Origin of the sequence: Parvimonas parva, assembly GCF_045866535.1 — a bacterium.
Lineage (GTDB): Bacteria > Bacillota > Clostridia > Tissierellales > Peptoniphilaceae > Parvimonas > Parvimonas parva.
Window position 1 is genome coordinate 85,525 of sequence record NZ_AP038371.1, and the last position, 13,611, is coordinate 99,135.

Here is a 13,611-nt window from a genome sequence, read left to right on the forward strand (position 1 = left end):
AAAGCGTTATTCAATGAATAGCTATAAGACTTGCGAAAGGCGGTAGAAAGAAAACAGATGTTATAGCTATGGCAGAGCTTACAACTAATGTTATGGCAGGTATGGGGAAGAATAAGCCTATAACACTTAAAAATTTGGAGAGAATATGTAAAGCACTTGACTGTACACTCAACGATGTATTCTCTTTTGATGATGAATATGAGGAATAAGAAGGAGATGATTATTAGTGCAAAAGTTAGATAAATTATCAAAAAAAGAAATTGAAATCATATCAACACATATTGCAAATGCATTTATTGATTATAAGTATAGCATCAATGATAAGGGATTGCTCAAATATATCCCGAATCGAGATGATATGTTCACATATATTAATGCAATTGTTCAGGCATCATACAATAGTGGATTGCTTTATACCACATCAAAAAATAGAGAGGGCTATCTTATATTATCAGGAGAAGGTGTCGGAAGAATTAGTTTTTGCGATGGCATTAAGATGATATTGGCTGAAAAAAAAGCTCTTGGTGGATGGAGAAACATGAAATCCTTCATATACGCATGTTTTTCTGATGGTGGTACTATCGAATATAGAATGCGTAAAGCAAAGCGAAAATTTGTAAAAATAGAAGTATTAGCGGTTAGATCGGAATTTCAGGGGCAGGGATATATGAGAAAAATGATGTCTTTTGTTTATGCACTTGCTAAAGAAAAAAATGTGCCGGTTATACTTGACACAGATGATATGGATAAAAATCTAAAATACCAACATTTTGAAATGAAATTAGACAGAATGCGTAATTGTGGGGATGATTTTCATATGTATGATTTGATATATGAATCGAGTGAAATAAGATAATGAATTAAGAATTTGCTAAGGAGCAGAAAAATGAATCGATACTTAAAAGAATCACCAATGCTGGATTTTTCAGATCCGAGTATTCAAAAACTAATAGAGGTAAAGCGTTGGAAAGAACAAGATAAATTTGACCGCCTTAGATCTATTTATAACTTTGTAAGAGACGATGTTGAATTTGGATACAATGCTGATGACAATATACCTGCATCCAAAGTTCTTAAAGACGGCTATGGTCAGTGCAACACAAAAGGAACTCTTTTCATGGCATTGCTCCGTGCCTGCGAAATTCCTTGCCGGGTGCATGGATTTACGATAGATAAACAACTGCAAAAAGGTGCAATGAGTGGTTTCATCTACAAAAACGCCCCTCGAAATATATTACACAGTTGGGTTGAAGTGTTTTTTTGAAGATAAATGGTACGAATTAGAGGCGTTTATACTGGATCAAAAATACCTATCTAATTTGCAGAAAAAATTTGCAAACTGCACAGGTGTGTTTTGCGGTTACGGGGTGGCGGTAAAAGACTTTCAGCATCCTATCATTGATTTTGATAGAAACAACACATATATACAAAGCGAGGGAATTAAGCAGGATTTTGGCGTATATGATTCTCCTGATGAATTATTGAAAAACAATCAAACCGAATATTATCAGCAATTAAAACTCTTGATGAAATGCCAATGAGGTGTCGTTTATGTGAGCATAACGATTGGAAATCATTAGGACTTAGATTTTTGACGGTAGATAATTATTTAGTGTTTTATATACCGGATGAAGAAAAGAAACTTGTGAAAATATATCATATTATCTATGGCAAAAGAGATATTGAAAATCGGTTAAAAGAAAATATAACTTTTGAATAAGGATTTAAAATTCCAGATGATGTTTGGGAAATTTAATAATATGTATTAGAGAAGTAAAGGTAGAAATGCTGATACTTCTCTTTTTTTATTGACAAAAGGAATGAAAACATGGATAAATAAATGATTAATATTAACGCCAACCTGTTAAAAGAATCTACTTTTGGAACTTTTACAAGAAGTGATGAAGAGGTTCAAGTTGTAAATTTTGCTCTTTCGAAAGGATATGGAAAAGGTAGAGAGTATATCAACTGTGTATTTTAAAATAGAGTCTGTTAAACCCGCCTTAGGACTGGAAGATTATTTTTTTGCTCGTTTTAACGCAGTAAATCGTGTGATTGAAAGGAATCTGTATTATATGCTATAATTGAGTTGATAATTAATATTGCTTAACATAAAAAAGGAGGCAGGCCTTATTTACACCCATATTTCTTTTAGTTTTTACTCCTCTTGCTGGTAGATTGCCAAAAGGACTACATATGATTATTCGTGGAGGTTGGCTTAACATAATATACTTTATTTACTACTTATCTTTATTGATAAACCATACTAATATGAATTTATAAGATTATAAAGTAAAGGGTTAGAATCATTATTTTAGTTGATAAAGGGGAATTTTATAAAATTTATTATTTAAAGGAGAAATGTTTATGAAACAATTAAATTTTATTGATAACAAGAAAACAAAGCCTGATTATAGAAACTGGGTTCCTGTAAGTTTACTTAGAAATTTTATCGTAGGAACCGTAATTACTTTTATTCTTTTTATAATTTTTGCGGGGACAGACCTTGTTCTTAGCGGAACTGCTAGGATTATCTGTGAAATTATTTTAGGAATTGGAGTCTTAATATTTCTATTTTTCTCAATTATGCTTTCCTTTATGTATCGAGCCTTCGACTATAGGGGCAAGAGGAAACTCGCCAAAACTATTACAGAAGGAGTCGCAGAATATGTTGAGATACCGAACGGTGGAGTTGGACTTGATGTAGGATGTGGTAGCGGTGCACTCACCATAGCATGTGCAAAAAGAAATCCAAAAGCGACCATGGTGGGTTGCGATATTTGGAGCGGATCATATAAAGGGGAGTTTTCTAAAAAGATTTGTGAAGACAACGCAAAGGCGGAAGGTGTTTCAAACGCGAGATTTGAAGTTGGAAATGCGCTCAAGCTTCCTTTTGAAGATGAAAGTTTTGATGTTGTTACAAGCAACTACGTTTATCACAATATTACAGGGAAAAACAAACAAAAACTTTTACTAGAAACTTTTCGCGTACTTAAAAAAGGTGGCGTTTTTGTTATTCATGACTTGATGAGTAAGTCAAGATATGGAGATATGGATAAATTTATCGAAGAACTTAAAAAAGAAGGATACAAAGATATAAAACTAATAGACACGACAAACGGAATGTTTGTCGGACATAGAGAAGCTAAGTTTTTAAGCCTTGCAGGTTCAATGTTGTTCATTGGTAGAAAATAGGTAGGATATTGCAATTAAACCGAAACAAGCAAATATCTTGTTAACTTCTTTATATTGAGGATAGGAGATTTTGTTAAAATATTTGGTCAAGTAAAAACAAAAATTGACAACAACGGAAAGGAATATAAAAATGTCCGTATTTTGTCTTCTAAGCTCTTAAAAAAGAGTCAAGATAAGGATAAAAAATCCATATTAGGGCAAATAAAAAGCTTTAAGGCAGATGACAAAGCTAAGTCAAAGAAAAAAGAACATAGCAAAGGTACAGAGAGATAAATATCGGCAGTCCTCGGACTGCCTTTATTTTTTTAAAGAAACCAAATTGTTACTTATATACCGTTGACTAATACGCCACATAGAATATAGGATATTATTGAAATAATTGTAAAAAGGTGGTGATCTATTTGTTAGAGGCATTTGGGGAAAGAGTAAAAGATTTAAGAAAAAATATAGGTCTAAGTCAAGAAAAATTTGCACTAAAAATCAATATGGATAGAACTTATTTAGCTTCAGTTGAAGCAGGTAACAGGAATATTTCCTTAAGAAATATTGAAAAAATTGCAGATGGTTTTGACATGTCTATATCGGAATTATTTGAAGGAGTAGAAAATGAGAAAAAACAAAAAAGATTATAAATTAGATAAAAACTATGAAGTTAGAAATTTAGAAAAAGAAGATAAAATATATATAAATGACGCAAATGATGAAATTAAGATAATTAAACAAAATGAAGTTACTAGAAAAAGCTATGAAAAAAATAAAGAAAAAGAGACATTAGTAGATAACGACTTCGATGAACAAGAAATTGAAAATCTGGACATAGTTGATGATGATAATTTAAATGTATCTGATAAAACAGAAAATTTAAACGAAATGGAAATAATTGTTAAAGACATAGTCTTTGCTGAATTTTCAAGACTAATCGATACTATAGAGGATGATTTTGTTGTTAATTATAATAAGAAAAGGTACAATTTTTTACTATCACAACTTGATGAGCTTGTTACTGCCACTATGGTGTTTGTAAGTAGCTTTGAATCAAAAAGTGGTTTTGCAATAGAGAGAGTAGCAGAGAGGGTAGCAAGAGTAAGGTATGGAGAAGAAAATGTACCTTCAATTATTAACCCTAGAGGTCTAGAACACGATATTCAAGCAGAAGTTGTAAATGGTCAGATTATTGTAACTGATATAGATTTAGACCATGGAGCTTTAAAAGGAGAGATTGCAAAATTTAGAGCTAGTAACGTCGCAAGTGGAAGAGGGAAAAATAGGAAAGAAAGTGGAGTTACTCAAGAAAGCATTAAAGAATTAATACCAATAGGACAAGAGTATAAGATAGATGCACTAAAAATCAAACCTGTAGACTTAGCTTTTTTTGATGGTGAAAATTGGAATATTTTAGAGTTAAAAGCTGGAGGAGATTTGGATAGTTCTAATGCACCGTCAAATATAGAGAAATTACTTTCAATTTATGCAGGCGTGAATGTAGAAAATGCAAAAGTATATTTTGCAACACTTTATAATAAAGATGGAGAAGGTAATACATGGACAGGAGCTGTAAAGAAACATATGGCATATCCAGAAATGTTTTTGATAGGAAAAGATTTATGGAATAAAATCTTGCCTAGAGAAATTAGCTATGAAAGATTTACAGAACTTTATAAAATTGCTTTAGAAGAAATAGATTTAAATGAAAGAATCAAGTCTATGATTAGGAGTGCTCTGGAATGAGATATGGTATAATATTTAATGATGATTGTTTAAATCAAATACGTAATCTACCAAATCATTCAATTGATTTAATCTTAACAGATCCTCCATACAATATAGCACAGTATTCAAGAGGAAACATTAAATTGCCGAACAGATCAGAGGTGAATAATGATTTGGGTGCATGGGACTATAATGAAATTAATCCATTTGAATTTGTAGATGAATTCAAAAGAGTGCTTAAACCAGAGGGGAATATCTTTATATTTACTAGCTATAATTTAATTGGTAAATGGCATGAAGCATTTGATAAAGAATTTGGTACATTTCAATATTTTATTTGGCACAAAACAAATCCAATGCCCAAAATATATAAAAATGGATTTTTAAACAGCTGTGAGATGATTATTTGTTTGTGGAATAAAGGGCATAAGTGGAACTTTACAAGTCAAAAAGATATGCACAATTTTTTTGAAAGTCCTATATGTATGGGGCAAGAAAGACTTAAAAACCCAAAGCATCCTGCTCAAAAACCATTAAAATTAATTAAACACTTAATGACTATTGGAAGTAATGAAGGCGATATTGTTTATGATCCTTTTATGGGAGTAGGAACAACATGTGTCGCCGCAATAGAGACAAACAGGAAGTTTATAGGAGTAGAAATAGATAAAGATTTTTTTTATGCAGCAGAAAAAAGAATTAAGGAACATATAAAAAAATTAGAATATGTGAATAGGAACTTATAGATATCATGTAAAAAATTTATATAATAATAGAGTACCTCTTGCTTAATTTACTGCATTTTAAATCAGAGGTACTCTATTTAAAAAATCAAAGAACATTATTATAATTAGAAGTTTTTAATGATTAAATGAGTTACGCTTCTTTCGTTTCTGCTCCTAACATTATAGGTATAATTTTTTTCAAAAGATAGAATGTTAAAATCAGATTTATATAAATTATATATAAAGTCTGTGTTTTTAATTATCAAGATAAATTTAGATGGAACTTTTTTTAAATAATTACATAATCTTACCTGGTCGTATAAATCAAAAGATTTACCTTCATAATCAGAAAAGTCAGTATCATACGGAGGATCTAAAAAAATAAAATCATCATTTGATAGTTTTATTTTATCTAAGAAAATTTCAAAATCTAAATTGTATATTTCAGTGTTTTTAAATACATTTTTAGTTTCTACATTAAAAAGAGAAACAATTTTTTTTGTAAATTGTTTTCTATTATAACTCATACCGCCGTACGGTATATTAAACTCACCTTTTTTATTGTATCTAAACATTGAACCATAACAGTATTCTCTGATGAAGTAGAAGTTTGCAATTTCAAATTCTTTAGAGGTGTCTAATCTATTTAGGTTTATATCATTATATATATTCCTAAAATGTAAATAAAATCCACTTGTGAAGCCTGTTATTAAATTTTCTAATAAATCTTTATCACTAAATTTTCTTTTTAAATTATTTTGTTTAGTCCTTTTAAATTTATCTAATACACTTGATATTATTGTTTTTGTATATGATTCTAAATCTAAAACAAAATCCTTTGATACTTTTGTCTCCGATAATATAAATCTAACAATATCAATTGATTTATTATTATCATCATCTAAATAAGCTTCAAGAATTTTATCGCTATATAAATCGCATGTATTAATTAGAGCTATAAAAGAATCATCGTATTCTAATAATATATTTTTAAATTCTTCATTTTGGTTTCTAACAAGCTCATAGAAACACATCAAAGAAGAAGAAATATCATTGATTTTTGCTTTAGAAGGCATTAATTCAAAAAAAACTGCTCCGCCACCAAAGAAAGGCTCAATGTATCTTGAATATTGTGGAATTAAATCCTTAATTTTATCAAATTCTCTAGATTTGCCGCCTGGCCATTTTATTATTGGTTTCAAAATAAAATTCCTCCTTAATACACAATATAATATAGCACAAATGTTACTTAAAGTCAACGTATTAATATTATGCAATAATCGTATAAATTTAGTAATTATTTTTGTGAAAATTTATTACTCAAAAAATTTTGTTGTAAATTATTATAGTTGTTAAAATAATCAAAATAAAATGATGGCATAATAAACAATTAATAGAAATCTTTAATTTAACATATATTTAATGTTACTTATTAAATTTTACAAAATATTAGTAATATTATAGTTAGACAATTTCAAATATAGTATAGAATAAATATTAAATTATCTATTATTATAATAAAAATTATATATTATCTCTCAACTTCCTTTCCATAGTAATTTTCATAGTTTTTCCTATACTGAAAAAGGTCGGAAAATCGCTCTTTATTTAAAGAATACTCTTGCATAAGTGTGTTCTTTTTTTCTTGTAGTTTATCTAGTTTGGATAGTATTTCTTTTGTATTCGGTAGTTTTTTATAGTTTTCTAAAATTTCTTTAACAGCTATTTTATAGACGGAAAGTTCACTATAATATTCTTCTGCAAATTGCTTATCTTCAGAATTTTTCTTGTGGTATTTATAGATTTCACGATACTTATTTATAGTATTTATATTTTCCATATCTTGAGACAAACTCTTTATTTCAGTTTCAATTTTCTTTATTTTGTCTAACAAGTCTTGTCTATTATCAGCAGATTTTTTGATCAGGTCATCTAGTTGAGTAATTGAATTAATTCCTTGTTCTCTTAATTTAATTATTGAATCAGCCATTGTTTTAATATTGTGTTTTCTTGCCCAAACTTCATAACCTTTTGAGGATTGAGCTTTTTTATTAGTAGATATATCAATAACATTTCCTACTCGCTTTTTAGTAGGATTAGCTTTATTTTTGATAGCTAAATCTATTCTTTCTTTGATTTTTTCCTCAGTATAATCTTATCCGATAGTCTTTTCTCTTGTAAATCTTTGCTTATCTTTATGGCGAAAAGCAATGTGTTTACCAAACTTAATTTCATAATCAAGAGATTTCATATTTTCTAAAAATTCTTCCCAAGAGTTAGAATTATTAACCGTTCTATCTATGTCAAAATGCAGTTTAAACTTCCAAGAATTTCCTTTCTTGTTTTGGTAATATTCGTACCAAGATTTACCAGCAGTTTTATATTTTCTTTTGTAGGCTTCATAATATTCATCAATGACTGAAAGCTTATTTTCTTTACATAATTCGTCACTTTGATACCTGATTTTATGGTAAGTTTTTTGTTAGATTGGTAGCATTTACCAGTCTTGTAATTAACATTATTAAAAATTATATGATTATGAATATGCCCTCTATCGATATGAGTTGCAAGTACAAACTCATAATCTTCTTTTAAAATTTTCTTACATAATTCCATTCCTATTTTGTGAGCTTTTATAGGATTAACCTCTCCTGGAGCAAAAGACTTAATTAAATGCCTAGCTAAAACTGTTGCTTTTGAGTTAGATTCTTTTATTGTTTGTAACATTTCTTAACTTTCAAAATCTTTACTATACATAAAAGTCGATGATAAAAATTTATTGTTTGTAACATTTCTTAACTTTCAAAATCTTTACTACACATAAAAGTCGATGATAAAAATTTATTGTTTGTTTTATCTGGATTTAAAATATAATATATTGCCTTTTTTTAAGTTTTTTATTAATAGATTTATTTTTTTTCAATAAGAGCTGACTTTGAAAACCAATGACTATAAATATGTTTTATATCATCATAATCAGTTTATATTTCAATTATGCATTCAATAGCAAACTGAGTAGATTTTTCGGTATAATATTTTACTTCCTTATTTATATTATATTCTGTAATATCTTCAAAAGAGAGTTCCTTTCTAGTTAATTTATTTGCTGTTTTAATTATACAGGATATTCTATTTTTCACATATATTGTTGACCTACAAATTAAAGTTATTTTTATATTGATTTTTCTTATTTTTAATGGTATATTTGTTAAATAGAAAATTATTGTTATTAGAAGGAGTGAGTAATTGAATAAGGTACTTGTTGAATTTATTAATACTTGACCAAGTTGCGACTCCATAGGGAGAAACGTCAAGGATGTGGCAAAAGAATTTGGGGATAAAGTTGAAGTAAAACTTTATAGTCAAGGCAAGGACATAGAGGCTTTAAAAAAATATGGAATGGTATTTCAAGGAACCATGATTATTAACGAAAAAAAGAAAGTAACTAGATTGAGTGTAAAGAACATAAGAAAAGAGATTGCTCAGGCGGTTGATGATTTAAATGAATAAAAAAAATAGTGGATTTTTAATTAATTTTTTATTAATCATTTCAATAGTCGGAATTGTAGCTCTAATATTTATTTTTCCTAAGAGAGAAGAGACGGGAACTTTAAGGATTGGCGCTGGAGATGATATGGCAGGATCAATTTTAAAAAAAGTTATAAGTCAAAACAGATTTGATTTTGAAATTGAGCCGTACTACTTAAAGGACTGCTGAGCACCAACAGCTCAATGGTCATTGAAATCAAATGTTTATGATGTGGCGATAATATGTACTGACGCTGCAGATAAATTCATAGAAGCTAGCGATGATTTTGTTTTGCTTGGAACCGTAACTGAAAATACAGATGTGTTAATTAAAAAAGATAACAACTTAAAAAAAATAGGACTGACGAGCAATAAAAATTATCTTTCAGATTTTATTAAAGAAAAATATGCTGATGCAGAAATTGAATATATGAGTCCACATAGTTTTGGTTACGCCTATGAAAGTGGTCAAATAGATGGATATGTAATTGATATTGCACTGATTAATTCCTATTTGGAAGGTAAAATTGAAAATGTATCGGACAGTGATTATGGTTCAAATGTAATAATAGCAAATAGAAAAATTCTTAAGGATAAAAAATTTGAAAAGTTTTTAAAAGCTTATAATAAAATGGTTTTAGAATATAATAAAAATCCAAATCCAGATTATTTTGAGTTTAAGTTTGGGAAAGATGAAAGGAGGGATGAAATATGGAAGGTAAAATTAAAGGAAATAGATTTAAAAAAATGATGAAGTCAGATGATTTTAAACAAAAATTATATACATTTGGCTTTGTAATTCTGTTACTTATAGTTTGGCAAATTGCCTCAACCAAAGTAGGCATACCACTGTTATTGCCAACACCAAAATCTACCTTTACAGAATTTTACTCTAACATTACAAATTCACAAGTTATGACAAATATAGGAATAACAATGTCAAGGGTAGTTAAAGGATGGCTTATAGCAGTTCTTGTAGGAGTTCCAATAGGAATGGCCATGGGCCTATCAAAAATATTTGAAGGAATCTTGGGTGGAGTTGTAAACTCTCTAAGGCAAATACCCATGATGGCGTGGGTTCCGCTTTCAATTATTTGGTTAGGAATTGGAGAGGGCCCAACACTATTTATGATTGCACTTAATGGGGTGTTTCAAGTTATTATGAATACATCTTCAGGAGTTGCATCAATAGATAAGGATTATTATAATGCGGCAAAGAGTATGGGTGCTTCAAAGGGAAGTACATTTATAAATGTAGTTGTTCCAGCGTCCACGCCTCATATTCTAGTAGGAGCAAGACTTGCCATAGGCGCTGGCTGGATGTCCGTTATCTGAGCTGAGTTCATCGCGACAAGTGCAGGTATCGGTTATGAAATGATGCAAGCACAGTCAATGATGCAGACCAATAGGTTATTGGCGCTTATGATGTTATCAGCATTAATTGGATTTATTTTGGATAGGTTTTTACTTTTATTAAATAAAAAACTTACCGCATGGAGGTACATAAGTTGAAACTAGAAGTAAAAAACATATGTAAGGGATTTGAAGAAGATCAAGGAACAAGAATAGTTTTAGACAATATAAGTTTTAATGTTAAAGAGGGAGAAATAGTAACATTACTTGGCCCTTCAGGATGTGGTAAGACAACAATGTTAACCACAATTGCGGGTTTTAAAAAGCAAGACAGCGGGGTTATCCTCTTAAATGGAGAACCGGTTACAAAAGCTGGTCCAGACAAGGCATTTATGTTTCAAAATTATGCACTATATCCTTGGAAGACCGTTGAAAAAAATATTCTCTTCCCAATGAAACAGGCGAAGATGAGTGTAGAAGAACAGAGAAAAAGACTGGATTACCTACTGGAAATCTCTAGACTTAAAGAGTATAAAAATCTTTACCCTCATCAAATGTCTGGAGGTATGAAGCAGAGAACTGCTTTAGTAAGAGCTTTGGCAGTTAGACCGGAAATACTTTTAATGGACGAGCCTCTAGGAGCTCTGGACATTGAAATGAGACAAAGCCTACAAAATGAGTTGCTTGATATATTTAGAAAAGAAAATCTTACTGTTATAATAGTAACTCATGATGTAAGTGAAGCGATTTATTTATCTGATAGAGTAATTTTAATGTCTACAAACCATGGAGAGATTATTCTTAATGAAAAAATAGAGTTAGATAGCCCGAGAAATCCAGAGGATGAAAAATTCAAAGAATATGTAGGGCTTTTATCTAATAAATTTATTGAAGCAGGTAGTAGAAAAAAGAAAGAAACGGAGGTGAATTTTGAAAATAAATAATGAAAACATCTATTGATATAAAAGACGTTGAATGTAATGAAGATATTTTAACACCTGAAGAACGCAAAGACAGAATTGGTGTTTTAAATCTTATGGTGGATGAAGGAGGAACACTTCCGATTTCAAAATGTTCAAAGTTTAAAACGCTGGACAGTTTGATAAAAAAGAGGAAGCTAATATTAGACGAGGAAGACAAAGAGATACAATTTGCATATCCAGTTTCAGGGCTCCTAACATCACATCACATTACATTGAAAGATGGAAGAGAGTACTACTCAATGTGTGCCATAGACTCCCTTGGATCCTATTTTACATTCTGGCAGGACTTGGAAATTGATTCCGTATGTTCCACCAGTGGAGAACCGATTAAAGTAGTGGTAAAAAATGGGAAGATTGTTTATAAAAGCAGTCCAGATATTCATTGTATCCATGTGGATTTAAACAAGTTTGATGATTGGTCAGCATCTTGCTGAAACGTAATGAACTTTTTTCTGGATGAAAAAAAGATGAAGGGTTACTTTGTAGACAATGAATTAGACAATGAAATAACCTATGGATTAAGTCTAGATGAGGCTTTTAAAGTAGGCAAAAAAATATTTTATAGTGAGGTATTGAAATGAGAGTAGCTTATGTTGTTAGTTCAAGCAATTCCAGAAAGATTTTAAGGGATATGATTATTCCTCAAATGGAAGCTGGAGAACATGTTGCAGAAGTCGTAGGAATGTTCTTTGTTTTTGACAATACATTTATGTTGTTAGACAACACCGACTTGGGAGAAAGAATTCAAAAGTTAATTGATGAGAAGGACATGGTAGTATTAGCATGTGATCAATGTGTCTATGAAAGAGAAATTGAAGACAAGCTAATCAAAGGAGCACATATAGGTTGTTTCCCTATGTTATATGGACTTTTGAAGGATGCAAATTTAGATCAAGTTATAACTATATAAGAGCTTGACAGAATTAAAACCGGTGGTACGGTTTTTAATTCTAAACAACATTGAAGTCAACTTCAGAGTTTTGAGAGATAGATGTTTGATTATATTTTAGATTTAGAATTTGGAGAAATATATGTTTGATTATATTAAAGAGATAATTTTAAGATCTGTGGAGTTACTTAACGGAGCCTCAACATGGCTTGTAATTAGTTTATTCATAGCAGGTCTAATGAGAAATATAATTTCACCAGTAAGACTGCAAAAGTCACTGGGAAATAAAAAGATATCCTCAATATTTAAAATAACTGGATATTCATTGCTACTTCCAGTATGTAGCTGTGGTTCTGTTCCCATAGGAATAAGTCTTTACTATTCGGGAGCGTACGCTGGACCAACTTTAGCATTTTTAGCTTCGTCACCGGTGTTAAACCCTGCGGCATTAATACTTAGCTTTGGACTACTGGGAAAGCAACTAGCTCTAATCAATATTTTTGCAGGAATTACATTACCTATAATAATTGGAATTATAGGCAATTTAGTTGCAGGTAAAGAGCTTAGAAATGAAATGGTTGCAGAAGAGATAAGCCATATAGATTTAGAAGAAGAAAAGAAAAAAAGCATTAAGACAAAAATATCAGAAGGAATGGAATGGGTAAGAAACGACTTTGCCATAACACTTAGTAAGTATGTTGTATATGGAATGTTGTTTGGAGGTTTTGTATTAACAATTTTCCCAGAGTCATTTATACAAAAATATCTAGGTGACCCGGGACTGTTATCGCTTTGGAATGTTGCAGTACTTGCGTCCTTAATGTATGTGTGTGCAGTTGGTCATATACCTTTAATTGCAGCACTAATTGCATCTGGAGCATCTCCCGGGGCGGCAATAACATTCCTAATGGCAGGAGCAGCAACAAATATTCCCGAAATAATAAGTATTGGTAAAATGATTGGAAAGAGAACGGCAACGATTTATACTGTGGTTATTTCTGCATACGCTATGTTTATCGGATTTATGACTAATAAGTTATTAATGCCGGGTTTTCAAAGGCAGATGAAATATGATGAAGTTACAAATGCTATAAACTACGCGAACAAGATGATGTTATCATTCCCGGAATGGTTTAAGTATGTTTGTTCGGCCATTGTTTTTTATTTTTTCTTAAAATCTGCATTCTTTAAATTAAGAAATTACTATTATAGGAAAAAGGAAAATTAA

Annotated in this window: 17 protein-coding genes and 3 pseudogenes; 18 read left to right on the forward strand and 2 right to left on the reverse strand. The window is 30.3% G+C overall.

All coding sequences use genetic code 11. The features are described 5' to 3' along the window. Window positions 1-17: 17 nt before the first annotated feature. From ACKTSI_RS00410 to ACKTSI_RS00455, 10 genes and pseudogenes are all read left to right on the forward strand, one after another. Complete coding sequence (locus tag ACKTSI_RS00410) at window positions 18-209, forward strand: helix-turn-helix domain-containing protein (protein WP_407863115.1); 192 nt, start codon at window positions 18-20, stop codon at window positions 207-209. 17 nt (window positions 210-226) lie between these two features. Further along, a complete protein-coding gene (locus tag ACKTSI_RS00415; protein ID WP_288980210.1) occupies window positions 227-856 on the forward strand; it encodes a GNAT family N-acetyltransferase in 630 nt (209 codons plus the stop codon). A gap of 30 nt (window positions 857-886) precedes the next feature. Further along, window positions 887-1,264 (forward strand): transglutaminase-like domain-containing protein, encoded by a 378-nt coding sequence (locus ACKTSI_RS00420; RefSeq protein ID WP_407862857.1) that lies wholly within the window; start codon window positions 887-889, stop codon window positions 1,262-1,264. Between the two features lie 273 nt (window positions 1,265-1,537). Then, a complete protein-coding gene (locus tag ACKTSI_RS00425; RefSeq protein ID WP_288980214.1) occupies window positions 1,538-1,720 on the forward strand; it encodes a type II toxin-antitoxin system RelE/ParE family toxin in 183 nt (60 codons plus the stop codon). A 120-nt stretch (window positions 1,721-1,840) separates the two neighbouring features. Continuing rightward, window positions 1,841-1,972 (forward strand): annotated as a pseudogene (locus tag ACKTSI_RS00430) (single-stranded DNA-binding protein); the annotation flags it as partial. 395 nt (window positions 1,973-2,367) lie between these two features. Beyond that, the gene (locus ACKTSI_RS00435; RefSeq protein ID WP_288980274.1) at window positions 2,368-3,195 is read left to right on the forward strand and encodes a class I SAM-dependent methyltransferase; all 828 of its coding nucleotides are present in this window, start codon (window positions 2,368-2,370) and stop codon (window positions 3,193-3,195) included. Between the two features lie 54 nt (window positions 3,196-3,249). Then, window positions 3,250-3,468 (forward strand): annotated as a pseudogene (locus ACKTSI_RS00440) (hypothetical protein); the annotation flags it as partial. Between the two features lie 128 nt (window positions 3,469-3,596). Further along, window positions 3,597-3,827, forward strand: a complete 231-nt coding sequence (locus ACKTSI_RS00445) for a helix-turn-helix domain-containing protein (RefSeq protein WP_407862858.1) — start codon at window positions 3,597-3,599, stop codon at window positions 3,825-3,827. Further along, window positions 3,802-4,923 carry a hypothetical protein gene (locus ACKTSI_RS00450; protein ID WP_407862859.1) on the forward strand — a complete coding sequence of 374 codons (1,122 nt, stop codon included), beginning with the start codon at window positions 3,802-3,804 and terminating at the stop codon, window positions 4,921-4,923. Before ACKTSI_RS00445 ends, ACKTSI_RS00450 begins: the two co-directional genes overlap by 26 nt. Continuing rightward, window positions 4,920-5,651: a DNA-methyltransferase gene (locus ACKTSI_RS00455; RefSeq protein WP_407862860.1), complete on the forward strand. Its 732-nt coding sequence runs from the start codon at window positions 4,920-4,922 to the stop codon at window positions 5,649-5,651. The genes ACKTSI_RS00450 and ACKTSI_RS00455 overlap by 4 nt, the downstream gene beginning before the upstream one ends. Before the next feature lie 104 nt (window positions 5,652-5,755). Here ACKTSI_RS00455 and ACKTSI_RS00460 read toward each other — a convergent pair whose 3' ends face one another. Continuing rightward, on the reverse strand, window positions 5,756-6,832 hold the full coding sequence (locus tag ACKTSI_RS00460) for a DNA adenine methylase (protein WP_407862861.1): 1,077 nt from the start codon (window positions 6,830-6,832) through the stop codon (window positions 5,756-5,758). Window positions 6,833-7,161: 329 nt separating this feature from the next. After that, window positions 7,162-8,327: pseudogene (locus tag ACKTSI_RS00465) on the reverse strand (relaxase/mobilization nuclease domain-containing protein); the annotation flags it as partial. Between the two features lie 549 nt (window positions 8,328-8,876). Between ACKTSI_RS00465 and saoT the strand changes: the two are divergent. From saoT to saoE, 8 genes are all read left to right on the forward strand, one after another. Then, window positions 8,877-9,140: a thioredoxin-like (seleno)protein SaoT gene (saoT, locus tag ACKTSI_RS00470; RefSeq protein ID WP_308577102.1), complete on the forward strand. Its 264-nt coding sequence runs from the start codon at window positions 8,877-8,879 to the stop codon at window positions 9,138-9,140. Then, entirely contained in the window at window positions 9,133-9,348 is a 216-nt protein-coding gene (locus tag ACKTSI_RS00475; RefSeq protein WP_068474711.1) for a hypothetical protein, read from the forward strand. Before saoT ends, ACKTSI_RS00475 begins: the two co-directional genes overlap by 8 nt. A gap of 21 nt (window positions 9,349-9,369) precedes the next feature. Beyond that, window positions 9,370-9,909, forward strand: a complete 540-nt coding sequence (locus ACKTSI_RS00480) for a hypothetical protein (RefSeq protein ID WP_201275742.1) — start codon at window positions 9,370-9,372, stop codon at window positions 9,907-9,909. Then, a complete protein-coding gene (gene saoP / locus ACKTSI_RS00485) occupies window positions 9,870-10,670 on the forward strand; it encodes an ABC transporter permease subunit SaoP (RefSeq protein ID WP_369817074.1) in 801 nt (266 codons plus the stop codon). The genes ACKTSI_RS00480 and saoP overlap by 40 nt, the downstream gene beginning before the upstream one ends. Next, window positions 10,667-11,455, forward strand: coding sequence for an ABC transporter ATP-binding protein SaoA (gene saoA, locus ACKTSI_RS00490; RefSeq protein WP_156436002.1), 789 nt, complete (start codon window positions 10,667-10,669; stop codon window positions 11,453-11,455). Before saoP ends, saoA begins: the two co-directional genes overlap by 4 nt. Continuing rightward, the gene (gene saoL / locus ACKTSI_RS00495) at window positions 11,455-12,075 is read left to right on the forward strand and encodes a MerB-like organometallic lyase SaoL (protein WP_374044722.1); all 621 of its coding nucleotides are present in this window, start codon (window positions 11,455-11,457) and stop codon (window positions 12,073-12,075) included. The genes saoA and saoL overlap by 1 nt, the downstream gene beginning before the upstream one ends. Beyond that, window positions 12,072-12,404, forward strand: coding sequence for a DsrE-related protein SaoD (saoD, locus tag ACKTSI_RS00500; protein WP_002840428.1), 333 nt, complete (start codon window positions 12,072-12,074; stop codon window positions 12,402-12,404). Before saoL ends, saoD begins: the two co-directional genes overlap by 4 nt. A gap of 121 nt (window positions 12,405-12,525) precedes the next feature. Then, a complete protein-coding gene (gene saoE / locus ACKTSI_RS00505; protein ID WP_201275740.1) occupies window positions 12,526-13,611 on the forward strand; it encodes an efflux transporter SaoE in 1,086 nt (361 codons plus the stop codon).

Excerpts from the sequence above, each read along its gene's own strand:
- ACKTSI_RS00420 (WP_407862857.1), top strand. The coding sequence starts at position 887 with ATGAATCGATACTTAAAAGAATCACCAATGCTGGATTTTTCAGATCCG.
- ACKTSI_RS00425 (WP_288980214.1), top strand. The coding sequence starts at position 1,538 with ATGAGGTGTCGTTTATGTGAGCATAACGATTGGAAATCATTAGGACTT.
- ACKTSI_RS00435 (WP_288980274.1), top strand. The coding sequence starts at position 2,368 with ATGAAACAATTAAATTTTATTGATAACAAGAAAACAAAGCCTGATTAT.
- ACKTSI_RS00450 (WP_407862859.1), top strand. The coding sequence starts at position 3,802 with ATGAGAAAAAACAAAAAAGATTATAAATTAGATAAAAACTATGAAGTT.
- ACKTSI_RS00455 (WP_407862860.1), top strand. The coding sequence starts at position 4,920 with ATGAGATATGGTATAATATTTAATGATGATTGTTTAAATCAAATACGT.
- ACKTSI_RS00475 (WP_068474711.1), top strand. The coding sequence starts at position 9,133 with ATGAATAAAAAAAATAGTGGATTTTTAATTAATTTTTTATTAATCATT.
- saoD (WP_002840428.1), top strand. The coding sequence starts at position 12,072 with ATGAGAGTAGCTTATGTTGTTAGTTCAAGCAATTCCAGAAAGATTTTA.
- saoE (WP_201275740.1), top strand. The coding sequence starts at position 12,526 with ATGTTTGATTATATTAAAGAGATAATTTTAAGATCTGTGGAGTTACTT.